General features: G+C 77.0%; 14 protein-coding genes. 11 read left to right on the top strand and 3 right to left on the bottom strand.

The window, feature by feature from the left end:
* Nucleotides 1-35: 35 nt before the first annotated feature.
* On the bottom strand, nt 36-3044 hold the full coding sequence (locus tag CP974_RS24360; RefSeq protein ID WP_051838944.1) for a helix-turn-helix transcriptional regulator: 3009 nt from the start codon (nt 3042-3044) through the stop codon (nt 36-38).
* A 175-nt stretch (nt 3045-3219) separates the two neighbouring features.
* Here CP974_RS24360 and CP974_RS24355 point away from each other — a divergent pair, with 175 nt between their 5' ends.
* Both CP974_RS24355 and CP974_RS24350 read left to right on the top strand, forming a co-directional pair.
* On the top strand, nt 3220-3711 hold the full coding sequence (locus CP974_RS24355) for an ATP-binding protein (RefSeq protein ID WP_051838946.1): 492 nt from the start codon (nt 3220-3222) through the stop codon (nt 3709-3711).
* 898 nt (nt 3712-4609) lie between these two features.
* The gene (locus CP974_RS24350; protein ID WP_373276720.1) at nt 4610-6421 is read left to right on the top strand and encodes a S8 family peptidase; all 1812 of its coding nucleotides are present in this window, start codon (nt 4610-4612) and stop codon (nt 6419-6421) included.
* Between the two features lie 199 nt (nt 6422-6620).
* Here CP974_RS24350 and CP974_RS24345 read toward each other — a convergent pair whose 3' ends face one another.
* Complete coding sequence (locus CP974_RS24345; RefSeq protein WP_031128738.1) at nt 6621-7175, bottom strand: hypothetical protein; 555 nt, start codon at nt 7173-7175, stop codon at nt 6621-6623.
* Entirely contained in the window at nt 7175-8881 is a 1707-nt protein-coding gene (gene ctaD / locus CP974_RS24340; protein WP_078915349.1) for an aa3-type cytochrome oxidase subunit I, read from the bottom strand. The genes CP974_RS24345 and ctaD overlap by 1 nt, the downstream gene beginning before the upstream one ends.
* 376 nt (nt 8882-9257) lie before the next feature.
* Between ctaD and CP974_RS31025 the strand changes: the two genes are divergently transcribed.
* The 9 genes from CP974_RS31025 to CP974_RS24290 all read left to right on the top strand — a co-directional run bounded on the left by CP974_RS31025 (nt 9258) and on the right by CP974_RS24290 (nt 24088).
* On the top strand, nt 9258-9647 hold the full coding sequence (locus CP974_RS31025) for a hypothetical protein (protein WP_373276721.1): 390 nt from the start codon (nt 9258-9260) through the stop codon (nt 9645-9647).
* Nucleotides 9644-10045, top strand: coding sequence for a hypothetical protein (locus tag CP974_RS24330; protein WP_031128741.1), 402 nt, complete (start codon nt 9644-9646; stop codon nt 10043-10045). Before CP974_RS31025 ends, CP974_RS24330 begins: the two co-directional genes overlap by 4 nt.
* Nucleotides 10046-10230: 185 nt before the next feature.
* Nucleotides 10231-10401, top strand: coding sequence for a thiazolylpeptide-type bacteriocin (locus tag CP974_RS24325; protein ID WP_031128743.1), 171 nt, complete (start codon nt 10231-10233; stop codon nt 10399-10401).
* A gap of 517 nt (nt 10402-10918) precedes the next feature.
* A complete protein-coding gene (locus CP974_RS30470; RefSeq protein WP_078915347.1) occupies nt 10919-13201 on the top strand; it encodes an AfsR/SARP family transcriptional regulator in 2283 nt (760 codons plus the stop codon).
* 162 nt (nt 13202-13363) lie between these two features.
* Nucleotides 13364-15778, top strand: coding sequence for a TOMM precursor leader peptide-binding protein (locus tag CP974_RS24310; RefSeq protein ID WP_031128746.1), 2415 nt, complete (start codon nt 13364-13366; stop codon nt 15776-15778).
* Nucleotides 15768-17792 (top strand): TOMM precursor leader peptide-binding protein, encoded by a 2025-nt coding sequence (locus CP974_RS24305; protein ID WP_078915348.1) that lies wholly within the window; start codon nt 15768-15770, stop codon nt 17790-17792. The genes CP974_RS24310 and CP974_RS24305 overlap by 11 nt, the downstream gene beginning before the upstream one ends.
* 166 nt (nt 17793-17958) lie before the next feature.
* The gene (locus tag CP974_RS24300) at nt 17959-19695 is read left to right on the top strand and encodes a nitroreductase family protein (protein ID WP_031128750.1); all 1737 of its coding nucleotides are present in this window, start codon (nt 17959-17961) and stop codon (nt 19693-19695) included.
* Nucleotides 19696-19844: 149 nt separating this feature from the next.
* Nucleotides 19845-22937 carry a lantibiotic dehydratase gene (locus CP974_RS24295; protein ID WP_051838951.1) on the top strand — a complete coding sequence of 1031 codons (3093 nt, stop codon included), beginning with the start codon at nt 19845-19847 and terminating at the stop codon, nt 22935-22937.
* Nucleotides 22925-24088 carry a lantibiotic dehydratase C-terminal domain-containing protein gene (locus CP974_RS24290; protein WP_031128752.1) on the top strand — a complete coding sequence of 388 codons (1164 nt, stop codon included), beginning with the start codon at nt 22925-22927 and terminating at the stop codon, nt 24086-24088. Before CP974_RS24295 ends, CP974_RS24290 begins: the two co-directional genes overlap by 13 nt.
* Nucleotides 24089-24186 lie beyond the last annotated feature (98 nt).

Genomic DNA, 24186 nt, shown 5'->3' with positions numbered 1-24186 from the left:
GTCCCCGTCCCGGTAGGTCCGGTGGCCCCGCCGGGTCAGCGGGCGGCGGGGCCGGTGCGGAGGGCGGCGGCCAGTTGCTGGCGGGAGCGGGCGCCGGTCTTGCGCAGCGCCCTGGCCACGTGCTGCTCGACGGTGCGGGGCGACAGGTGCAGGGCGGCGGCGATGTCCCGGTTGGTCATGCCAGCGCCCGCCAGTTCGGCGACCTCCGCCTCGCGGGGCGAGAGCACGTCCCCGTAGCCGGGGCGGCCGGGGCCGCGCCGCTCCTCCGCCGGGAGGTGCTCGCGCAGTTCGGCGCGGGTGCGCGCGGCGTCCCAGGCGGCGCCCAGGGCGTCGAAGCGGTCGGCGCAGTCGGCCAGGACGGCGACCGCGTCCTCGCGGCCGGCGGCGAGGGCGCGGCGGGCGCCGGCCGCCGCGGTGAGGAGCTCGTGGTACGGGTGGGGCAGCGCGGCGTACGCGGCGGAGGCGGCCTCGTAGTGCCGTACGGCCGCCTCGGGGTCGCCGGTGTGCTCGGCGAGGACGCCGCGGGTCCACAGCAGCGCGGCGTCGGCGGAGGGGGCGTCGCGGCCCTCCAGCCCGGCGGCGAACTCGGCGGTCATCTCGCGGGCCGCGGGCACCGCCCCGGCGCGTGCGGTGGCCTCGACGGCCCACGGCGCGAGTTCGGCGCCCCAGGCCCACACGCCCTTGGCCCGCAGCCGCCGCCAGGCGTCGGCGGCCTCGGCGGCGGCGGGGCCGGTCTCGTCGCGGGCGAGGGCGAGCCGGATCAGCGCTCCGGAGGCGGCGGCGGACAGCGGTACGGGGCTCCGGTCGACGCCGAGGGCGCCGGGGCCGGTCAGGTACTCGTGGATGTCGGCCCACTCCCCGCGGGCCAGGGCCAGCAGGCCGAGGACGGTCAGGGCGTCGGAGGCGATGTTCGGCATGCCCTGGGCCTCCCGCACCAGGGCGCGGGCCCGGTCGGCGAGCCCGTCCCAGCTGCCGGTGGCCCAGTCCAGGACCAGGAGGGTGCCGCGGCCGGTCCGCTCGGCGTAGGCGGCTCCGCTGCGCGCCGCCAGGGCGACGCCCTCCTCCAGGAGGTCGCGGGTCTCGGCGTACCGGCCGAGCCAGACGGCGGCGTCGGCGGCGTTGCACAGTCCGCGGGCGGCCTGCTGGCGGCAGCCGACGACGTCGCTGTCGCGGGGCAGCCGCTCGATCAGCGGCCACGCCCCGGGGTCGCCGGTGTTGAGGAGGACGCTGACCCGGTTGGCGGCGGCGGCCGTCTGCACGACCGGGTCGCCGGACTCGGTGGCGACGGCGAGGGCCCGGTCCATCCAGGCGATGTTGTCGGCGAGGGGCAGGCCCGGCCAGTACGGCATGGCGAGCGCCGACATGGCGCGGGCCAGCGGCACCGGGTGGCCCGCCAGGTCGTCGACGGCGCGCTCCAGTTCCGCCTGGCCCTCCTGGGCGCGGCCCAACTGGTTGCACAGGAGCAGTCCGAGGTCGAGCCGGATCTCCCCGCGCACGGCCTGGGCGAGCCGCGGGTCGTCCAGGATATGCTCCAGCACCTTCCTGGTGGGCTGCGAGCCGAGGCCCATGACGGCGCTGCGGGCCAGCATCAGGGCGAGCCGCGACCGGGCGTGCGGCGGGACCGGGCCGGTGGCCAGCGCGGACTCCAGCAGGCCGACGGCGTTCTCGACGTCGCCCCGGTCGGCGTGCTCCTGGGCGGCCCGTTCGACGGCACGCAGCCAGCCCCTGCGGTCGCCGCAGGCCCGGCGGTGGCCTGCCAGGCGCTCCCACGGCACGGGCTGGCGCCGGGCGAGCAGGGCGGCGGCCCGCTCGTGCAGCGCCTCGCGCACGGGGCCGGCGACGGCGCCGCGCACGGCGGCCGCGGCGAGCGGCACGGCGAAGCCGTAGCGGCCGTCGGGGAGCTCCTGCAGGGCGGCGGCGCGCAGGGCGGCGACCAGCGCGTCGCGCCCGGCCCGGCCGTCCAGTCCGGCGACGGCGGCGAGGTCGCGGGCGGACGCGGGGTGGTCGAGGACGGCGGCGGCGTGGACGACCGCGCGGTACCGCTCGGGGACGGCGGCGGCGCGCCGCAGGGTGAGGGCGGTCAGCCGGGGCGGTGGGCCGACCGCCTCGACGTCCTCGGGGCCGGGCGCGGGCCGGCTCTCGCCGTGGCCGGGCGGGGCATGGCGGCCGACGGGGCCGGGCGGGGCCGGGCGCCCGTCGTGGGCGGACGCGGGGCGTTCGCCCGTACCGGGCGGGGCCGGGCGGTCGGCGGGGCGCGGGGCCGGGCGGTCGGCCGCGCGCGGGGCCAGCGCGTCCAGGAGGTCGGCGACGGTCTGCGCGTTGCCGCCGGAGGCCCGGTGCAGGGCCGCCGCCAGGTCGGGGGGACACGCGTCGAGGCCCAGCGCGGCGGCCGCCCGTTCGGCGACGGCGGCGGGGCCGAGCGGGCCGAGGGTGTGCCGGACGACCGCGAGCGCGGCCGGGAAGTCGGTGCCGGGGCCGAGGACCAGCCCCGGCTCGGGCAGTTCCTCGGGGCGGTAGGTGAGGACGCAGGCGAACCGGCCGGGCGGGTCGGCGAGCAGCGCGCCGAGGGCGGCGATGTCGGCGGGGGCGGCCCGGTGGACGTCGTCCACGGCCAGCAGCAGCGGGCCGTGCCCCGGCCGCTCCGCCCCGGCGGTGCCCCCGATCGCCGCGGCGCCCGGGGCTTCCCCGCCGGGGATCCCGTCGGACCGGAGCCCGTCGCCCCGGATTCCGTCGCCCGGGACTGCGTCGCCCCGGCCCCCGTGGCCCGGGCCCCGGTCACCCGGGCCCCGGTCGTCCCGGCCTCCTCGGCCCCGGTCGTCCCGGCCCCGGTCGTCCCGGATCTCGTCGTCATCGATCCCGTCACGGATCCCGTCGATGCCGGTGCGGGCGGGGACGGGCAGCGCGGACAGCAGCCGGGAGAGCAGGCGGCTCTTGCCGGTGCCGGCGGCGCCCTCGACGAGGAGCAGGACGGGCCGGGCCCGGCCTCCCTCGGCGAGCGCTCCGGTCAGCAGTCTCAGCAGATCCGTCTCCGCTCGTTCAGCCATACGGGGTCTCCGGGGGTTTTTGTCCTGTTTGGTTCTTTGCGTATCCGTACTTCAGTCTCTCCTGATTGCAGGCGGGTGGGGAGGGGCTGGAACGTGGAGCAGGTCAGGCCCTCGCGGCCCGCCTCTCCGGAGGGGTCAGCGCCGACCTCCCGGACATGCAGGCAGGAGTCCTGTGGTGAGAAAGACGACGTGTTCCGGCCCCGCGCCCGCCGCCACGGCGGTGCGGGACCTTCCGGCACAGCTCGGCCCCCGGCCGGGGCGGGTGCCCGCCCGCGCGGCGCGGCTGCTGACCGCGGTCGCGATGCCGGCCCGCCCGGCGGCCGTGCCGGTCCTGCGCCGACTGGCGCGGGACGCGGTGCGGGACCACCGGCTGCCGGAGAGCGTCGACGAGGCGGTCATGGTGATCGTCACGGAGCTGGTCACCAACGCGGTGCTGCACAGCGGCGGCTCGGAGGTGGCGGTGCTCATCGAGTTCGACGGCCCCACGGTCACGGTCCGGGTGCGGGACAGCGGGCGGTGGCGGGACCGCGTGGGCCCGCGCCGGGAGGCCGCCGACGAGAACACCTCCTTCGGGCGGGGACTGGCCCTGGTCGACGCGTACGCCGTCGACGCGTCGGTGCGGCGCACGGACACCGGCACGGTGGTGAGCGCGGTCGTCGCCTGCTGAGGCAGCGCCCGGCCGAGCGCCCGGCCGCGGGGCCTCGTGGCCGCGCCACCCGGCCACGAGGCCCCGCACCCGGGTCGACACGGGACTCGGCCCCGGGAACCGCAGCCGGGCACTCGGCCTCGGAACCGGGCGCGGCACTTGGCCCGTGGGGCACGTACACCGGCAGGTGTACGTGCCCCACGGCGTTCCGGCCCCGTTGACCGGCCGGCCGCACCGGCGGCCGTCCCGCGGCTGCCGACCGCCGCCGAATCGCCGCACCTGAGCCCCGGCGCCACGCCGCCCCGAGTGCGGCATGGCCATACGGCTCCGCCTCCGCCGGCTCCGCCTCCGCCGGCCCCGCCGCCCCGCCGCCCCGTCCCGCCTCCCCCCGCCCGTGCCGAGGCCGCGTTCCGGCCACCCATCGCCACCCAAGCACCCTCCCCCGCACCCCGCGCCAGGGCCGGCGCCCCGGGGCCGCGGGCGGGCCCGCCGTCCACCCCACACCGCGTACGGCCAGGGCACACCCGGTGAACAGCCCCCCACGCCCACGTTGATTGCGTATCCGTACTCGCCCGCACCCGTATATGCGGGCGGGCCGCCCCGGCCGTAGTTTCCAGCCACCGACCGGCCCCCCATGCCCGAGCACCGCCACGGGGAGTGGCCGGCCGGTGCCGCACGGCTGCGCGAACGGGCCGGGCGGCCCCGCGCCCACCCGGTGCGGGGCCGCCTGGCCCCCCCCCCGGCCCCGCGAGCATGCCGCGTACCGCCGGCGCCTCGCGAACCGGATCCGCGACGCCGCGCACCCGGCCGCACCGCCCCACCCCCACCCGTCCTGGCGCGGCCCCAGGACACCGGATTGGCATGTACCGCACATAAACGCGGCCCGTGCCCCGGTGAGACCCCTCTGAAAGGCACCGCCTTGCACGGATACAGACGCGTTCGCGCCTCACTGGTCGCGGCGACGGCCACCGCGCTCCTCTGCGCGGGGACGGCCGTCTCGGCCGCCGCGCCGACCGCCTCCCCGGCCCCGACACCGGCCCCCGCCCCGGTGCCGGCCCCGGCCGCGCCCGCCGCCCAGCCCCCGGCCGAGCGCCTCATCGTCGGCTACAAGTCCATGGCGCAGGAGGCCAAGTCGGACGAGGCCGCCGCGAAGGACGCCGCCGCCAAGGGCCGTAAGGCCGGCGAGGCCGTCGGCTTCGACCGCCGCCTGGGCACCGGGGCCGCGCTGATCGACCTGGAGAAGGCGAAGGACGCGAAGTCCCTGGACGCGGTCATGGACGCGTTCCGGGCGGACCCCGACGTCGCCTATGTCGTCCCCGACCGCCGCGTCTACGCCACGGCCGTCACCCCGAACGACACCGAGTACCGCCGCCAGTGGGACCTCTTCGAGTCCACCGCCGGCATGAACGTCCCCACCGCGTGGGACAAGGCGACCGGCGAGGGCGTCAAGGTCGCCGTCATCGACACCGGTTACGTCCCGCACTCCGACCTCGCCGCCAACATGGTCGCCGGGTACGACTTCATCTCCGACCCGTTCATGGCCAACGACGGCGGCGGCCGCGACAGCAACGCCGCCGACCCGGGCGACTGGATGCTGCGCGGCGAGTGCGGCGACAACTACCCCGAGCAGGACTACGACAGCTCCTGGCACGGCACCCACGTCGCCGGCACCATCGCCGCCGCCGCCGGCAACGGCAAGGGCATCGCGGGCGTCGCGTACGACGCGACCGTGCAGCCGGTCCGGGTGCTCGGCAAGTGCGGCGGCACGACCTCCGACATCATCGACGCCATCACCTGGGCGTCCGGCGGCTACGTGGCGGGCGTTCCCGGCAACCCGTACCCCGCCGACGTCATCAACATGAGCCTCGGCGGCGGCGGCGCCTGCGACGCCGGCACCCAGAGCGCCGTCAACGCCGCCGTCAACCGCGGCACCACCGTCGTCGTCGCGGCCGGCAACACCAACACCAACGCGGCCGGCTTCAACCCGGCCAACTGCGCCAACGTCATCACCGTCGCCGCGTCCGACCGCGAGGGCAACCGCGCCTCCTACTCCAACTACGGCTCCGTCGTCGACATCACCGCCCCCGGCGGCGAGACCGCGGTGAGCGGCGCCAACGGCATATGGTCCACGCTGAACAGCGGCTCGCGGGGCCCGGTCGGCGAGAACTACGAGCCCTACCAGGGCACCAGCATGGCCGCCCCGCACATCGCCGGCCTCGCCGCGCTGATGTACGAGGCGAACCCGTCCATCACCCCCGCGCAGGTCGAGAGCACCATCAAGGCCAAGGCCCGCACCCTGCCCGGCTACTGCTCCGGCGGCTGCGGCGCCGGCCTCGCCGACGCGACCGCCACCCTGGGCGCGGGCGGCGGCACGACCCCGCCCACGGGCACGGTGTTCGCCAACACGGCCGACGTGACCATCCGGGACAACACCACGGTGGCGTCCTCCATCGCGGTCAGCGGCGTCAGCGGCTACGCCCCCTCCGACCTGAAGGTCGACGTCGACATCAAGCACACCTACCGGGGCGACCTCAAGGTCGAGCTCGTCGCCCCGAGCGGCGCCTCCGCCCTGCTGAAGGACACCAGCACCGGCGACAGCGCGGACAACGTCCTCACCACCTACACGGTGGACGCCTCCAGCGTGTACGCGAACGGCACCTGGAAGCTGCGGGTGACCGACGCCTACACGGGTGACACCGGGTACATCGACTCCTGGAGCCTCACCTTCTGACGGGGCCTCACACCGCGCGCCGGGGTCCGTCGCCTCCGAGGAGGGCGGCGACGGACCCCGGTCCGCATGCGTACGGGCCGCCCTCCCGGACGGGAGCCCGCCCACCCCCGGCGTCCGGCAGGACCACCACCCCCGGCCCCCGGCAGTCACCCCCCGCCCGGCCCCGGCCCCGTCCCGAAGCACCGCGCCCACCCGGAGGTCACCGCACCCCCCGGACCCCGCCCCGCCCGGCCGGTGCGGGCACCGCGCGCAGCGCCGCCACGAGGAGGGCGCACCCGGCGAGGGCGACGGGCGCCGCGACGGCGAGCAGGGCGCTCACCCCGTGGGCGCGGCCCCACGCCAGGAGCAGGGCCGCCGCCAGCGCGAGGGCCAGGCCGCCTCCGAGCCCGCGCGCGAAGGCGTACCGCGCGGGGCGGTGCCCGGCGCGCGGCGGGGCGGCGTGGAGGGCCGACCAGCAGGCGGCGGCCTCCCGTTCCTCCCGGCGCCGCCGTACGGCGGCCCGCAGCCGCAGGCCGATCGCCGCCCCGGCCCCGGCGGCGGCGACGGCCAGCAGCGGCCGGGCGGGCACGCCCAGGAGCAGGAGCAGGGCGGTCGCGGCGGCCGTGGCCCACCCGGTGACGCAGGCGGCGGCGGACAGGCGCCGGGAGACCGGGCGGTCGGCGCCGGCCCGCAGGTCGGCGAGGGCGGGGAGGTACCAGACGCAGCCGGAGGCGGTCACGGCGCCGAGGCCCAGGGCGAGGACTTGGGCGGCCATCAGCGGGCCGCCGTCTCGTGCGGCCGGTTCTGGAGCCGGTCGAGTTCGGCGATCCCGGGGTGGTGCAGGTCGAACGCCGGGGACTCGGAGCGGATCCTCGGCAGGGTGAGGAAGTTGTGGCGGGGCGGCGGGCAGGAGGTGGCCCACTCCAGGGAGCGGCCGTAGCCCCACGGGTCGTCGACCTCGACCTTCTCGCCGTACCGGGCCGTCTTCCAGACGTTGTAGAAGAACGGCAGGAAGGAGAGGCCGAGCAGGAACGATCCGATGGTGGAGATCGTGTTGAGGGCGGTGAAGCCGTCGGCGGCGAGGTAGTCGGCGTACCGGCGGGGCATGCCCTCGGCGCCCAGCCAGTGCTGGACGAGGAAGGTGGCGTGGAAGCCGGCGGTGAGGGTCCAGAAGGTGATCTTGCCGAGGCGCTCGTCGAGCATCTTGCCGGTGAACTTGGGCCACCAGAAGTGGAACCCGGCGAACATCGCGTACACGACGGTGCCGAACAGCGTGTAGTGGAAGTGCGCGACGACGAAGTACGAGTCGGAGACGTGGAAGTCCATGGGCGGCGAGGCGAGGATGACGCCGGTCAGGCCGCCGAAGACGAAGGTGACGAGGAAGCCGGTGACCCACAGCATCGGGGTCTCGAAGGAGAGGGAGCCCTTCCACATGGTGCCGATCCAGTTGAAGAACTTCACACCGGTCGGCACGGCGATGAGGAAGGTCATGAAGGAGAAGAACGGCAGCAGCACACCGCCGGTGACGTACATGTGGTGCGCCCACACCGTCACGGAGAGGCCGGCGATGGCGATGGTCGCGGCGACCAGGCCGATGTAGCCGAACATCGGCTTGCGGCTGAAGACCGGGACGACCTCGGAGATGATCCCGAAGAAGGGCAGCGCCAGGATGTACACCTCGGGATGGCCGAAGAACCAGAACAGGTGCTGCCACAGCAGCGCGCCGCCGGTGGCCGGGTCGAAGATGTGCGAGCCGAACTTGCGGTCGCACTCGAGCGCGAAGAGGGCCGCCGCGAGGACCGGGAAGACCATCAGCACGAGCAGGGACGTGAGCAGCACGTTCCAGGTGAAGATCGGCATCCGGAACATCGTCATGCCGGGGGCGCGCATGCAGATGATCGTGGTGATGAAGTTGACCGCGCCGAGGATGGAGCCGAAGCCGGAGAGCGCGACACCCATGATCCACAGGTCGGCGCCCAGGCCGGGCGAGTGGATGGCGTCCGAGAGCGGCGCGTAGAGGAACCAGCCGAAGTCGGCCGCCCCGCCGGGGGTGAGGAAGCCGCCGGCCGCGATCAGCGAGCCGAACAGGTAGAGCCAGTACGCCAGCATGTTGAGCCGGGGGAAGGCCACGTCGGGCGCGCCGATCTGCAACGGCATGATCCAGTTGGCGAACCCGGTGAACAGCGGCATGGCGAAGATCAGCAGCATGATCGAGCCGTGCATCGTGAACGCCTGGTTGAACTGCTCGTTCGACATGATCTGCGTGCCGGGCCGGGCCAGTTCGGCGCGTATCAGCAGGGCGAGGACGCCGCCGATGACGAAGAAGACCAGCGAGGAGACGAGATAGAGCGTGCCGATCTGCTTGTGGTCGGTCGTGGTGAGCCACGAGACCCATGAGGGCCGTGCGGCGCCCTCCCCGCCGGCCCGGACCGGGAGCGACGGCTCCCCTGTCTCCACCTGAACACTGCGTGCCTCGTCCACCGGACGGCCGACCTTCCTTCTGCGCGTGTGGTACGGCCGGTACGCGTCCGCGTACGGGGAGGCGACGCGTACCCGGCCGCCCCACATGCTCGCGGCCCGCCCCGGCCCCCCGAAGGGCCGAACAGACCAGGCCGCCGGGGGCCCAACGGTCCCTCCCGCCGGGGACCTCCGGTTCCCGTAGGCTCCCCCGGCCCCGTCATGCGCCCGCCGAACGAACCGCACAGGGCGTACCGATCACCAAGGGCGCCCGGCACCCGCATCCGCCCCGTACGCGGAAGCGCCGCCCGTACATCCGCGCGAGCACACCGGAACACGATCGGGTGATGGAGTCGCCGATGGTCACTCCCCCCGCTCCGGCGTCGGTATGGTCGAACGTATGGCAACCAAGAAGTACACCGTGACGCTCCCCGAGGAGCTCGCCGAAGCCATCCGTGCGGAGGTCGGCTCCGGGAACTTCAGCCGCTACGTGACCCGCGCCATCGAGGGCCAACGGGAGCGGGACCGGCTGCACGAGGCCGTGCGGTGGTGGGAGTCCGAGTACGGCGAGGTCACCGAGGCGGAGCTGGCCGAGGTCGAGGCCGAGCACCGGGACCTGGAGCGGCGCCACGAGGAGCGGGCGGTTGACCGCTCGGACGACCGCGAGGCCACCGGCCAGGGCACACCCGAGCCCGCCGGAACCGCCGGGCGCCCCGGCACCGCCGAGCACTCCAGCGCCGCCGGGCACTCCGGGGGAAGCCCCTGCGACGAGGAGCGGGTGGCCGCGTGAACGGGGGGAACCGCGTCTTCGCACTCGACAGCGAGGGGCTTTCGCGATGGGTGCGCGGAGAGCGGCGCATGGGCGCCTACGTGCGGCACGCCGACCGCTCCGGCATCCGCGTCATGACCACCGCGATGACGCTCGTGGAGGCGTACGACCCGACCCGGTACCTCCCGGCGTGGCAGTGGGCGCTGTCCAAGATCACTGTGGAGCCGGTCACCGAGGAGGTCGCCCAGCAGGCGACCGGCCTGCTCAAGGACGCCGGCCTGCACGGCCACAAGTACGCGATCGACGCGGCGCTGGCCGCCGTCGCCCTGCGCCAGCGCGGCCCGGTCACGGTCTTCACGTCCGACGAGGACGACATGCGCAAGCTGTGCGCCGACCGCGTGGTGGTCGTCAAGCTCTGATCCGCCGCCCGACCCGCCCGCACCGCCCGTCCCCCGGCCCCGCGTCCCGCTGGCACGAGGCGCCAGCGGGATGACAGCGGCGGACGTGCCGAGCGGTGAGCGGGGGCCGCTGGAATGGACCCGTAGCCACGGCGCGGCCACCGGTCACGGACCGGACCGGCCCGCCCCGACCCACGGGAGGCCCCATGAACAAGGACCTGAGCACCCTCGCGGACGAGATCCTCGAGCTCGAGGCCGAGACCTTCGAGATCTCCGACTACTCGGACGCCAGCGAGGTCGTGCTGGCCGGGTGCACCAGCACCAGCTCCACCTCGACGTCCAGCTCCACCTGCAGCACCACCTCCTGCTCGGCCTGACGCCGGCACCGGAGCGCACCCGCCCGGTTCGTCCCCCTGCCAAGGGCGGACGGACCGGGCGCTTGTGTAGGCCCATCCCGGCCGCGGCACGTCGCTCTGTTACGCATGGGACGGGAGTGAATTCTGGGGCAGCGCGGGGGAAACCTCGCGTTGCGGGGGTCGTCGCGCGGCCCGCCGGCGGCCGCGGGGACCGTGCCCTGACCTGTGGCGATGCCGTACGGCTTTCGGACAACGTCCTTACCAGTGGCCTGACTTCGCCTCTCCGGGCCTCCGTCGTCCCCCCTTGACCACCGCTCTACGCCAGTAGACACTCACCTCAGCCGCAAGACCAACGGACCCGTGAGAACGGGTTCGCGCGTGCCTCATCCTGCCCGCACCGACGGGCGAAGGCCGGATTCCTGCGTGCGCCGCCGCCCTGCGGGGCGGACACGGCCACGGGAGACCGCTTCGCCGGAGGTGGCGTGGCGCCGTGGCGCCCACCACGGCGAGTGTCGAAGGCCAACGGGGGATTTTCTCGGTGCGTTTCCAGCTACTCGGACCGCTCAGCATCACCGACGGACGGGACGTGGTCGTCCTCCCGCCGGCCAAGCCCACGTCCCTGCTGGCCGCCCTCCTCGTCCGCCCCGGCGAGGTCGTCCCCACCGACCGCCTCCGCCGGGCCGTGTGGGGCGAGGAGCAGCCCGCGACGGCGAAGGCGGCCCTGCAGAGCTGCGTCCTGCGGCTGCGCCGCCTCTTCGCGAAGTACGACATCGAGGAGCAGGCGGTGGTCGCGGTCGCCGGGGGCTACCGCGTCCCGGCCGACGGCGACACCCTGGACCTGCTGCACTTCCGCCGCCTGGTGTCGGAGGCCGCCGGGGCCGGCGAGAACGAACTCCCCCTGCTGCGCACGGCGCTCGGGCTGTGGCGGGGTCCCCTGCTCACCAACGTCCCCTCCGAGATCCTCCACCGCGACGAGGTGCCCCGGCTGGTCGAGGAGCGGCTGCGGGCGCTGGAGCGCCTGTGCGAGATCCAGCTCGCCCGCGGGCGGTGCCGCGAGGTCCTGGTCGACCTCTGGGAGGCCACCCGGACCCACCCGCACCACGAGGGCCTCGCCGCGCAGTTGATGCGGGCCCTGTACCGGGTGGGGCGGCAGACCGAGGCGCTGGCCGAGTACCGGAGGGTACGCGAGCATCTGCGCGACGAGCTCGGCGTGGACCCCGGCGCCGAGCTGCAGAGTCTCGAACTGGCCATCCTGCGCGGTGACGAACCGCGCGGCCCGGTCGCCGGGACCGTCCGGCTCACCGCCGGCGCGGTGGGCGGGGCGGGCGCGGCGGGCGCGGGAGGTGGGCGGCCGGCGCCGTCTTCCGGGGCCGTCGTCGACGGCCCCGGGGGCGCGGCGCCCGTGCCGCCGGAGCGGGGCGGTGCCCCGTCGGGGGGCTCGGTGCCGCCGGGGCCCCCGGTGCCCGAGGGCATGCGCCCGGTCTCGGCCGGTGCTCCCACGGCAGAGCCCTGGCCGGGTACCGGCCCGGGTGCTCGTCCGTTCGCCGCGTCGCCGGGCGGCGCGCCTGGCGCCGCCGTGGGTCCGCGCGCGCCGGGTGCTTGCCATGCGGACACTCCCGATGCGGGTGCTCTCCGTACGAGCGCGGCCGGTACGGACGGGACGGGTACGGACGGGGCCGGTCCGGGTGGTCCGGAATCGGTCGGTGCCGGGCCGGTCGAGGCCGCGCCGGTCGGTGACGGGCCCGGGGCTTCCGGGGCGGGGGCCTCCATACCGGGGGCGGGTGGTGGGCCGGGGTCGTCCCGGCTGCCCCGCGTGCCCGGCTTCACCGGCCGGGCCCGTGAGACCGCCGCCCTGGTGGCGCACCTGACGGGCGGCGGCCGGGGGGAGGCGGGCCGGCCGGGCTCCGCCGCGCCGGTCGCCGTGGTCTCCGGAGGGCCCGGCATGGGCAAGACCGCGCTGGCCCTGCACGCCGCGCGGCTCGTCGCCGACCGGTTCCCCGGCGGCGGGCTGCTGCTGCCGCTGACCCGGGCCGACGGGACGCCCCGCCGCGCCGACGAGGCCGCCGGGGAACTGCTCTCCGCCCTGCCCTCCGGTACCGCCCGCGGCCGGTGCCTGGTGATCCTCGACGACGTCGTCCACCCCGACCAGGTACGCGGGCTGCTCGACCTGGCCGGGTGCGGCGCCTTCGTCGTGACCAGCCGCATGGGGCTCGCCGCCCTGGTCGCCACGCACGGGCCGGCCGTGGTGCAGCTGGGCGCCCTGCCCCCGCAGGAGTCGTACGCCCTGCTCACCGCCGTGCTCGGGGCCGAGCGGGCGGCGGGCGAGCCCGAGGCCGTCCGGACGCTGGCCGACATGTGCGGGCACGTCCCGCTGGCCCTGCGGATCGTCGCGGCCCGGCTGCTGACCCGGCCCCGGCTCGGCCTCGCGGACCACGCCGCCTGGCTCGGCCGGGACCTGCCGGGCCGGCTGGCGCTGCCCGACGACCCCCGGATGTCCGTACCGCAGGCGCTCGACGGGGCCCTGGCCCGGCTTCCCGCCCCGCTGGCCGACGCGCACCTGCGCCTGGCGCGGCTGAGCGGGCCGATCACCGCGCCGGCCGCGGCGACCGCCCTCTCCCTGCCCGAGACGCACGCCGAGGAACTGCTGGAACGGCTCCTCGACACCGGGCTCCTGGACGAGGAACGGCCCGGCGTCCTCCGGATGAACCCGCTCTACCGCGCCCACGCGCTGCGCGGGACCGCCCGCCCCGGCGGCCTCCCGCGGACCGCCGGCGGGGCCGCCGCCCCGGCCCGGCACGCGCTGCCGTCCGGCGCGGTCTGACCCCGCGCCCCGCCGCGCGGCGGCACGCCCACCCGGGCGCCGCCGTCACCGGCCGGGGCGAACCCGGCCCGGCCGCCGCCGAAGCCGCCGACGCCCCACCGCCACAAGCCCGTTGAGACCCGAGCGGCCCACCAGGCCCCGACCCGGAGGTGCGACCCCCGCATGCCCACCACGCCGTACGAGGAGACCGCGCACACCCGGCCCAGGGTGCGCCGCGACGTGCTGTTCACCGAGACGCCGGGCGGCGTGATCTTCCACAACGCCGACGGCGGCTTCCAGCTCAGCTCCCCGTCCGCCTACCGGTTCGCCACCCTCATCGTGCCGCACCTGGACGGCAGCCGGACCGTGGCGGAGATCTGCGCCGGGTTCAAGGACCCGCAGAAGGCGATGGTGGGCGGCCTCGTGAAGGCGCTCTACGCCCGCGGGTTCGCCCGGCCCGTGCCGGACCCCGCCGAGCCGGGCCGGGGGCCGTCCGTGGATCCGGCGGTCGCCGCCGTCTTCGCCGAGCAGATCGCGTACGTCGACCACTACGCCGACGACGCGGAGCGCAGGTTCGCCGCCTACCGGGACACCGCCGTCGCGGTGCTCGGCGACGGGCCGGTCGCCCGGTGGTGCGCGCTCTCCCTGGTCCGCAACGGCTGCGCCCGCGTCGGGCTGGAGGCCGCGGCCGCCGAAGGGCCGGGGGCCGAGGAGCAGTTCGGCACGCTGAGGCGGGAAGCCGCCGAGCTGACGGCGCGGGGCGCCCGCACCGAGGTCGTGGTGCTGCCGGGGGCCAGGGCCGGGACGGTCGGGGGGTCCGGCGCCGGTGCCGAAACCACGAGCGGCTGGGCCGCGGGCGCCGGGGGCTGGGGCGCCTACGAGGGGTACGGGGTGGTCGTCGCCGCGGGGGGCCGCGACGCGTTCGGGACCGCGTACCGCCTGCTCCGCCAGGGCGTCCCCGAGGGCAGGCTGCTGCTTCCCGCCTGGACCTTCGGGGGCCGGGCCGTGGTCGGGCCGGTGAGCGGCCCGGACTCCGGCGCCTGCCTGGCCTGCGCGGCGCTGCGGCTCGGCGCGACCGGCGACGCGGCGGTGGCGGCCGACCTGTGGAGCGGCCTCGCGCTGGGCGGCGCCGCCGGCCCCGTACCGCGCGGCCCGCTCGCCGCGATGCTCGGCAACCTCCTCGGGTACGAGGTGTTCCGGCTGGCCACCGGGGCGCTGCCGGCCGAGACCCGCGGGCAGGTGCTCCTCCAGGACATGGCGTCCTTCGACGTGCTCGCGGAGCGGCTGCTGCCGCATCCGCGCTGCCCGTTCTGCCGCACCCGGCCCGCTCCCGCGGAGCCCGTCGACCTGTCGGCCGCCCCGGAGCGGCCCGCCTTCCGGCCCGTCGTGGCGGCGGCGCCGGACGACCCGGCGACCGACGGGCCGCTCGCCGAGCTCGACCGCCGCTCGCTCGCGCTGCGGCCGTCCGTCGGGGTCTTCACCCGCTACGCGGACGAGCCGGTCACCCAGACCCCGCTGAAGGTCGGCGCCGTCGAGGTCGCGCTGGGCGCGGCCGGGACCCGTACCGTCGCCGCGTTCGACGTCCACCACACGGCGGGCGCCCGGCTGCGGGCCCTGGACGCCGCCGCCGCGCTGTACGCCGAGCGCGTCGTGCCCGCCGGGCCGGGCGGACCCGCCCCGGAGTCCGGCGCGGAGTCCGGCGCGGCCGGGCGGGATCCGCTGCCGCGGGTGGACCCGGAGCTGCTGGCCACCGCCACCGGAGCGGGGGGCGACCCGGTCGCGTCCTGGGTGGTGGCCACGTCGCTGGTCACCAAGGAGGAGGTGCGGGTGCCGGCCGGCGCCGTGCGGCCCTTCGGCCCGGACAACCAGGACCGCCGGTTCGAGCCGTCCCGCGCGGGGCGCGGCGCGGGCGGCGGCCTGCCGGAGGCCGCGGCGGCCGGACTGCTGTCCGCGCTGGCCCACGACGCGCTGCGGCGGTCCGTGCGGGGCGCCGGGCGGACGTCCCCGATCCCGCCGGACGCCTTCGGCGACGACCCGGAGGCGACGTTCCTGCTGCGGTCGGCCGGGCACATGGGCGTCGGCGTCGAACTGCTCGACCTCGGCGAGGCGGACCGCTCCGGGGCGTGGGTCGTCCTGGCCAGGACCACGGCGCGGGACACGGCGGCGGACGAGCCGGTGCGCTGGGCGGTCGGCGCGGCCCTGGAGCGGACGGCCGCCGCCGTCGACGCCCTGCGCGACCTGCTCGGCACGGTCCAGCTCGCCGAGGAGGGCGTGCTCGGCGCACCCGACACCGGCGACCCGCTGCTGGCCGACCTGGACGCGGCGCTGATCCCGGTCACGGACCGGGACGGGGTCACGGACCCGGGCGGTGCCACGGCCCCGGGCGGTACCACGGACCCGGGCGGTGTCGCGGACCCGGGCGTCTGCGGCCCCGGGTCCTCGCCCGACGCGCCGGTGACCTGGACGGAGGTGCTGGAGCGGCTGGCCGCCGCCGGGCGGGACGCCCTCGTCGTCCCCACGCACGGCGCCGACCTCCCGGCCGCCGGGATGCACACCGTACGGGTCCTGCTCACGAAGGCGGCCGGCGATGACCGCTGACCGGACCGGCACGGCGCTCCTGGACGCGGCCGCGCGTGTCGACGCCGACGTCCGTGACGGGGAGCCGCGTGCCGAGGCGTGCCGGCGGTTCGCCGCGGAGCTGCGCCGTGCCCTGGCCGAGCTGCCGGCCGGGGAGGGCGGACCGCTCCCCCGCGTCACCGTCTCCGCCCTCGGGGTGCGCGACGCGTTCGCCGCTCCCGCCGAGGGCGCGTCGCCGCCCGTCGCCGGAGACGCGCGTCCCGCGCTGCCCGTGCACCTGTACGGCCGTCAGGCGGTGGTCGGACCGTGGCCGCCCGCCGGTGGCGCGGGCGGCGGCGGCCGGAGCGCCGGGTGCGCCGGGTGCCTGCGGCGGCGCTGGCAGGGCGTGCGCTCGGTCGCCCTGCGCGAGGGGCTGGAGCTGCGCGGCGGCACCCGGGAGGCGGGGCCGTGGCCGTACCGCGTGCCCTTCGCCGCGCAGGCCGTCGCCGCCCTGGTCGCGCGCGTCGCCGCCGCGCCCCGAAGCGGCGTACTGGACCCGTTCCCCGACGTGTGGCTGGTCGACCTGGAGCACCTGACGGTCCGCCATCATCCGCTGGTGCCCGAGCCGGACTGCCCCGGGTGCGGCGTACCGGAGCCGGTGACGCCGGAGTCGGCCGCCCTCGACCTGCGGCCCGCGCCCAAGCACCGGCCGGGCGCCGCCCGCGTGCGGCCGGTCGACGCGTACGGGCTGCGGGTGGACGCCTTCGCCAACCCGCACTGGGGCGCCGTGGGTCCGTCGGTGGTGTGCGACGTGACCTCGCCGACCACCTCCGCCACGGTGGGCTGCTTCTCCAGCCGCTCCGGCGACTACCTGCGGGAGACCTTCTGGGGCGGCCACGCCGACACGTACCGGGCGAGCACCCTCGTCGGCATCCTGGAGGGCCTCGAGCGGTTCAGCGGCATGCGCGCGCGGGGGCGGGCCGTCACGCTGCACGCCTCCCTGGAGGAGCTGGGGCCGGCGGCCGTGGACCCGCGCGAGACCGGGCTGTACGACGACGCCTTCCACCGGGCCAACCCGTGGGTACCGCCGTTCACCCCGGACCGGGTCGTCCCGTGGGTATGGGGCTGGTCGCTGCGCGACGCGCGGCCCCGCCCCGTGCCGGAGATCCTCGCCTACTACCACAAGCCCGGCATCGAGCACCGGTTCGTGCAGGAGAGCTCCAACGGCTGCGCGTCCGGCGGGAGTCTGGAGGAGGCCGTGCTCAGCGGCCTGATGGAGGTGCTGGAGCGGGACGCGTTCCTGCTCGCCTGGCACGGGAGGCAGCCGCTGCGCGAGATCGACCCGGCGACCAGCGCCGACCCCCGCACCATGGCGATGGTGGAGCGGATGGCCCTGTACGGGTACCGGGCGCGGTTCTTCGACACCCGGATCACCTTCCCGGTGCCGGTGGTCACCGGGGTCGCCGAGCGGTTCGACGGCGGCGCCGCCCGGATGTGCTTCGGCGCGGGGGCCTCCCTCGACCCGGAGGCGGCGCTCGCCGCGGCCCTGTGCGAGATCGCCACCGACTCGGTGCAGCTCCTCCAGCGGTTCCGGCGGAACGAGGCGGAGTACCGCGCGATGGCCGAGGACCACCGGAGGATCACCAGCCTGCACGACCACCCGCTGGTCTACGCGGTGCCCGAGATGGGCCGCTACGCCGACTTCCTGCTGCGCAGGCCCTCGCCGCCCGCGCCGCTGGGCGTGGCCGACCTGCGGTGGGACCGCGCCGACGGCTCCGCCCCCGACGTGCGGGACGACCTGCTCGGCGCGGTGGAGGCGGTGACCTCGGCCGGGTTCGACGTGGTCGTCGTCGACCAGACGGCACCCGAGCAGCGCGCCCTGGGCCTGCACACGGTGAAGGTGCTGGTGCCCGGCCTGCTGCCGCTCGACTTCGGCTGGACGCGGCAGCGCGCCCGGCGGATGCCCCGGATGCGCACGGCGCTGCGCGAGGCGGGCCTGCGGCCGGACGACCTGGCGGAGGCGGACCTCAACCCCGGCCCGCACCCGTTCCCTTGACCGCGGGGCCGCCCGGCCGTGCGTCCGCCCGGCCGCCCACCCGGCTGCCCGGCCGCCCGCCGGACCGCCCGACCCGTCCGACCCGCCCGACCGCCCGACCCGCCCGACCCCGGCGCGCCTTCGTGTGCCGGGCCCGGGAACCGAGACCCGAGGAAAGGGGGACCCCATGGGGTACGCCCATGAGTACGCGCACGCCATCCTGCACCGCGGCCGCGTCCCGATGGAGCCCACCGACCATGTCGTGAACTGGGCCGACGCCCCCCGCAAGGGGAAGTTCCACCCGGACGCCGAGACCTTCGCGCTGCCCGGCACCGAGGACCTCGCCGACGCCCCGGTCGCTCCGGGCCTCCTGGACGCGGCCGGGACCGCGGGGGCGGCCGCGGACGGCGGGGCCGGGGGCCGCGAGGGCGCGGGCGCGGCCGGGGGGTTCAGCCTGACCCTGCTGTCGGCGATGCTCCGGGACTCGTACGGGCTGACCGGGCGGCGCCTGGGCGTCCAGGCCAACACCGACCTGCCCGGCCTGCCGTTCTACACCCACGCCAACTGGTCGCGCGGCACGGCGGGCGGCGGCGGGCTCTACCCGGTGAGCGTCCACTGGGCGTCCGGCCCGTCCGGCCCCCTCACGCCGGGCCTGCACTACTACGACGTGCACCGGCACGCCCTCCAGCGGCTGCTCGCCGGGGACGTCACCGGCCTGGTCCGGGAGGCCCTGGGCCCGGACGCGCCCCCGGAGGCGCTGGACACCGACCAGTACCTGATCCTCGGCGTCAAGTACTGGCAGAACAGCTTCAAGTACAACAGCTTCTCCTTCCACGTGGTCTCCACCGACGTGGGCACCCTGGTGCAGACGTGGCGGATCTGGGCCGCCGGGCGGGGCCTGTCCGTCGCCCCGGTGCTCTGGTTCGACGAGCCCCGGCTGAACGGACTGCTCGGCGTGCCCGGCGAGGAGGAGGCGGTCTTCGCCGTCGTGCCGCTGCGCTGGGACGGCGCGGCCCCGGTGCGCCGGGCGGGCGCCGAGGTCGCGGGCGCTCCGATCGCCTCGGGCGCCGGGGGTGCTCCGGGCGCCGCGGGTGCTCCCGGCGCCTCCGCCGCCGCGGGCGCGGTGCCGCGCCACCGGCCGCGCGCCCGCCACCGGGACGTGGAGCGCTCCCGCACCCTCCTGGACTTCGACGCGCTGCGCGCGATGCACGCGGCGACCCTGGAGGGCGCCGCCGACCGGCCGGCCCCCGGTGCGCTGGCCGCCGCCGCGGCGCTCCCCGTGGAGGCGGGCGGCGTCCGCGCGGCCCTGCCCGAGCCGGTGTTCCCCGGCGGGGGCGTCCGCTCCGCGCTGCGCGCCCGCCGCTCCAGCTTCGGGCGGTTCGACGCCCGCCGCCCGATCGGCGCCGGCGACCTGTCGGCGGTCCTCGCCGCCTGCGCCGCGACCCGGCTGGGCGGGGACACCGACCCGGCCGGCGAGGTCCGGCTGGCCCGCGTCTACGCGTTCGTCACCCACGTGGAGGGCGTGGAGCCGGGGGCGTACGCGTACGACCCGGACCGCGGCGACCTGCGCCTGGTCGCACCCGGCCCGCAGGGGGCCTTCCTCCAGGAGAACTACTTCCTGGCCAACTACAACCTCGAACAGGCCGGCGCGGTCCTGGTGCCGACCGTGCGGACCACCGCCGTCCTGGACGCCCTCGGCGACCGCGGCTACCGGCTCGCCGTCGGCACGGCCGGAGCCGTCGCGCAGACCTTGTACGTGGCCGCGTCCGCCCTGGGCCTGGGGGCCGGGGTGGCGCTGGGCTTCGACAACGTCTCGTACGTCGAGCGGCTCGGCCTGGCGGACGGCGACGAGGCCCCGCTGCTCATCATGGCGCTCGGTCACGAACGGCCGGGGCCAGCCGACTTCCGCCACGAGATCGCCTGACGGCCGCAGAGGACTTCCCGATGACACCGACGCCACCGATGACACCGACACCACCGACGCCGAAGTCGACGACACCGGCGCCACCGGCGCCACCGGCGACACCGGCGCCACCGACGAGCGGGACGGACCCCGCCGCCGGACCGGCCGCCGTGCCCGCCGCCGGACCGCCCGCCGCCGGGCCGCCGCACGCGGCCGGATGGGAGCCCGGCCGCCGCTTCGTGCTCCGCGCGGCCGGCCTGCCCGTCGAGGCGGTGCACGGCCTGCGCTGCCCCGGCGCCCGCCGCTGGGCCGACGCGGTACTGGCCGAGGAGGAGCGGCTGACCGCGGCCGGGGCGGCTCTCAGCGACCGGCTGCACACCCTGGTGAAGGCGACCATCGCCGCCGACCCGTCCCCGGTGGAGGGCTCTGGGGAGGAGGACGGGGGCGCCGCCGCCCGCCGCGCGCTGCTCGCCCTGCGGCGGCAGGTCTTCAACAACCGCCTCCCCGCCGACCCCGAGGCCGCCGTGCGCCTGGTGGGCGGGCTGGACGCGCGGGCCGGCGAGGACACCGCCCGGTGGCTGCGCGACCGGGCCGCGCTGGAGGAGCTGCGGGCCGGCGGGGCCGACCTGCTCGCCCGCGAACTGGGCGGCAGCCGCCGCGCGCTGCGCGGGGTGCTGGCCGACGACCGGCTGCGCCTCGGCCTGCTGCTCGCCTCACCGGCACTGGACGGCCGCCTGGACACGTACCTGCGCGACACCTCCCCGCGCCCCGGCAACCGCCTGCGCAAGATCGAGCGTGCCGCGCTCACCTACGTGTACCGCACGGCCTGCAAGACCAGCCCCTTCAGCACGCTCACCGGCATCGGCCTCGGCACCTTCGACGGCGCCACGCCGGACGGCACCACGCCGGGCAGCACCACGCAGGACGGCACCGCGGCGGACGGCGCGGCCGACACCCCGGCGGCGGGCGCCCGGCGCGACGCCGCCGCCCTGGGCGTCGGCGACGCGTGGGTGAGCCGGGTCCGGCTCAACGTGGTCGTCCTGGCCCGCCTCACCGAGCTGATCCTGGCCGACCCCGCGCTCCGCCGGGACCTGCCGGTGATCCTCTCGCCCGGCTGGGCACGCGACGCCGACCGCGTCCGCTACGTGCGCCACCTCACGACGGCGGGCGACGACAGCGCGGCGGTCACCTTCGACGCGGTCCGCGACCGGCTGTTCTTCCTGCGCGGCAGCGGCACCCTGGAGCGGCTCCTGGAGTGGCTCGGCGGCCAGGAGGCCCCGGTGCGCCACCGGGACCTGGTCGACTGGCTGCGGGCCGAGCACGGCGCCGTACCGGAGGACTGCGAGCGGTACGCGTCGGCGCTGCTCGACCTCGGCCTGGTGCAGGTGCCGTCGCTCCGCACGGACGTGCACAGCCGCGACCCGCTGCGCTCCTACCAGGACGCCCTGCGGTCCGTCGGCGCGCCGTGGGCGGACCGGCTGGCGGGGCTGCTGGACGGCCCGGCCGGCCTCCTGGACCGCTACCCGGGGGCCGGCGTCGCCGAGCGCCGCGCCCTGCTGGCGGATCTGCGCGCCCGGCTGCTGGACGCCCAGCGGGAACTGGGCGCCGCCGAGCCCGCGCTGCCGCAGACGCTGGTGTACGAGGACGTCAGCGTGGGCGAGGGCCTGGTGTGCGGGTCCGGCGTGCTGGGCGGGGAGACGGGGCGGGCGCTGCGGGCGGTCGAGGGCGTGCTGCCGCTGTTCGACCTGACGCTGCCGCAGCGGATCGCGCTGCTGGGCTTCTTCGTCGCGCGCTACGGGCGCGGCGGGCGCTGCGACGACCTGCTGGGCCTGGTCCACGACTTCCACGAGGACTTCTTCGACCAGTACGTGTCGTTCACGTCCAAGCGGGCGCCGTTCGACGCGGACGGGGCGTACGTGCCGGAGGAGAACTGGCTGGGGCAGGACGAGATGAAGGCCCTGGACCGGGCCCGCCGCCTCTTCCACGAGGGCATGCGGGAACTGTGGCGGCGCCACGAAGAGGCGCCGCCCGGTGGGAGCGGCGCGGGCGGCGCGGGCGGCCCGGACAGCCCGCGGGGCCCGGACGTCGCGGGCGGCCCGGACCGCCGCGCGGGCGCCCGGCCCGGCGGTGCCGACGCGCCGGGGGCCGCCGAGGAGATCGAGCTGCCGGCCGGCCTGCTGGCCGGGGCGGCGCGGGAACTGGCCCCCCTCATGGGCGGCTTCACCCCGCAGAGCCACCACCTCCAGCTCTCCCGTCCGCCGGACGGCCCCCCGCTGGTCGTGCTGAACAAGTCGTACGGCGGACTCGCCTTCCCCTTCAGCCGGTTCACCCACCTCTACGACGACCCCGCGCCGGTCGCGCCCGGCATCCCCGCCGGGCCGGACGCCCCCGCCGCGCCCGGCCGCGCCACCGTGCCCGAGCGCCCCGCCCCGCCCGGACTCTCCGACGCCCTGCGCGAGGAGATCGCCGCCCGCGCCCCGGAGGGCGCCGTCTTCGCGGAGGTCACCGGCGGCCCGGTCACCAGCAACCTCAACCTGCACGGCCGCCTCACCGGCCACCAGATCGTCTGTCCCGGCGAGACCAGCGGCGTGCCCGAGGAGGCGCGCATCCACCTGGACGACCTGTACGTCGAGCACGACGAGCGGGAGAACCGGCTGGTGCTCCGCTCCCGCCGGCTCGGCCGCGAGGTGGTCCCGGTCTACCTGGGCTATCTCGTGCCGATCGCGCTCCCCGCGATCTCCCGCACCCTGCTGCTCCTCTCCCCCAGCACCATGGCGCCGTTCGACGTGTGGGCGGGCGTCCCGGAGGACGGCGCGCGGGGCGGGGTGGCCCGCAGGCCGCGGGTCCGGCACGGGAACGTGGTGGTGAGCCGGCGCAGCTGGACCGCTGCCGCCGAGTCGCTGCCGTCCCGGCGCCCCGGCGCCGGGGACGCGGAATACTTCCTGGACTGGCAGCGCTGGCGGCGGGCCCACGGCCTGCCCGACCGGTGCTTCGCCACGGCCGCGGGCCCGCGCCGGGGCCCGGTCGGGGCCAAGCCGGTGTACGTCGACTTCGACAGCCCGCTGTGCCTGTCCGCGTTCGACGCCCTGGTGGAGCGGGAGCCCGGCACCCGCGTCACCTTCCGGGAGATGCTCCCCGCCGAGGACGGGCTGCACCTCACCTCGCCGCGCGGCCGGCACGTCGCCGAGCTCGCCGTGGAGACCTTCACCACCCGCCCCGCCGCGCCGGCCGAACCGGAGGACACCCCGTCATGCCCGAACTGACCGAGCCCGCCGCCGCCCGGCCCGCACCCGCCGGGGCGGCGCCCGCGCCCTGGCTGGCGCTGCACGTCTTCTACGCCGCCAACCCGCAGCCGCTGCTGGTCAACTGCGTCCGCCCGCTGGTCGACCGGCTCACCGAGGACGGGCTGATATCCGGCTACTTCTTCATCAACTACTGGCTGGAGGGCCCCCACGTGCGGCTGCGGCTGCGGCCGAGCGGGCCCGGCGCGGAGGCGGAGGTGCGCCGCCGCGCCGAGGAGGCGGTGGGCGCCTTCCTGAAGACCCGGCCGGCGCTGTACCAGGTCGACTCTGGCTTCCTCAAGGACTTCTACAACGCCCTGTTCGACATCGAGTTCCCCGGCGAGGACCGCGCCCGGTACACCGGCGCCGACGGCCGGATGAGGCTGCGGCCGAACAACTCCTTCTCGTACGAGGTCTACGCCCCCGAGTACGCCAAGTACGGCGGCCCGGCCGGGGTGGAGCTGGCCGAATGGCACTTCCGGCACTCCAGCGACCTGGTCCTGGAGGCGTACCGGAGCATGAATCTGCACCTGCGGACGGTGCTGCTGGGGACCTCCGCCCAGCTCATGATGGTGATGGCGAGCTGCTTCCTGCCGGAGGAGGAGCGGCTCGCGGACTACCTCGACTCCTACTACGCCTTCTGGCACCGGCTGTTCCCCGGCACCGACTTCATCGGCTCCACGGAGTACGAGCGCTCCTACGCGCAGATGGCGCCCTCGCTCGGCGCGCGGTTCGCGGCGCTGCGGCGGGCCGTGGGGAGCGGCGACCTGACGCGGCTGCCGCCGTTCCTGCGGCGCTGGGCCGAGCACTGCCTGGAGCTGCGCGGCCGGGTGGTGGACCTCACCGAGCGCGGTGAGCTGGCCTTCCCGGCCTGGGACGGCCCGGCCCGCGAGGACACCGGCCAGGAGCGGGCCGCCGACCCGGACGCGGCGCCGCTGGTGACCGTCACCCACGCCCCCGCGGTGCTGCCCCGGCTGCTCTCGCCGTACATGCACATGACGAACAACCGGCTGCACGTGACGATCCGGGACGAGGCGTACCTCGCCTTCGTCCTGGGCCGCGTCCTGCGCGAACCGGCGGGCGACGCGGGGCGGGCCGAACCGGCGGGCGACGCGGGGCGGGCCGCCTCGTGAGCACCACCGACCACACGGGCGCCCCGGACCGCACGGGCGCACCCGAGGGCACGGCGGGCGCCGGCCGGGCGGACGCCACCGACGGCACGGCGGGCGCC

Origin of the sequence: Streptomyces fradiae ATCC 10745 = DSM 40063 (assembly GCF_008704425.1) — a bacterium.
Lineage (GTDB): Bacteria > Actinomycetota > Actinomycetes > Streptomycetales > Streptomycetaceae > Streptomyces > Streptomyces fradiae.
This window is presented reverse-complemented; position numbering and strand designations above follow the sequence as displayed.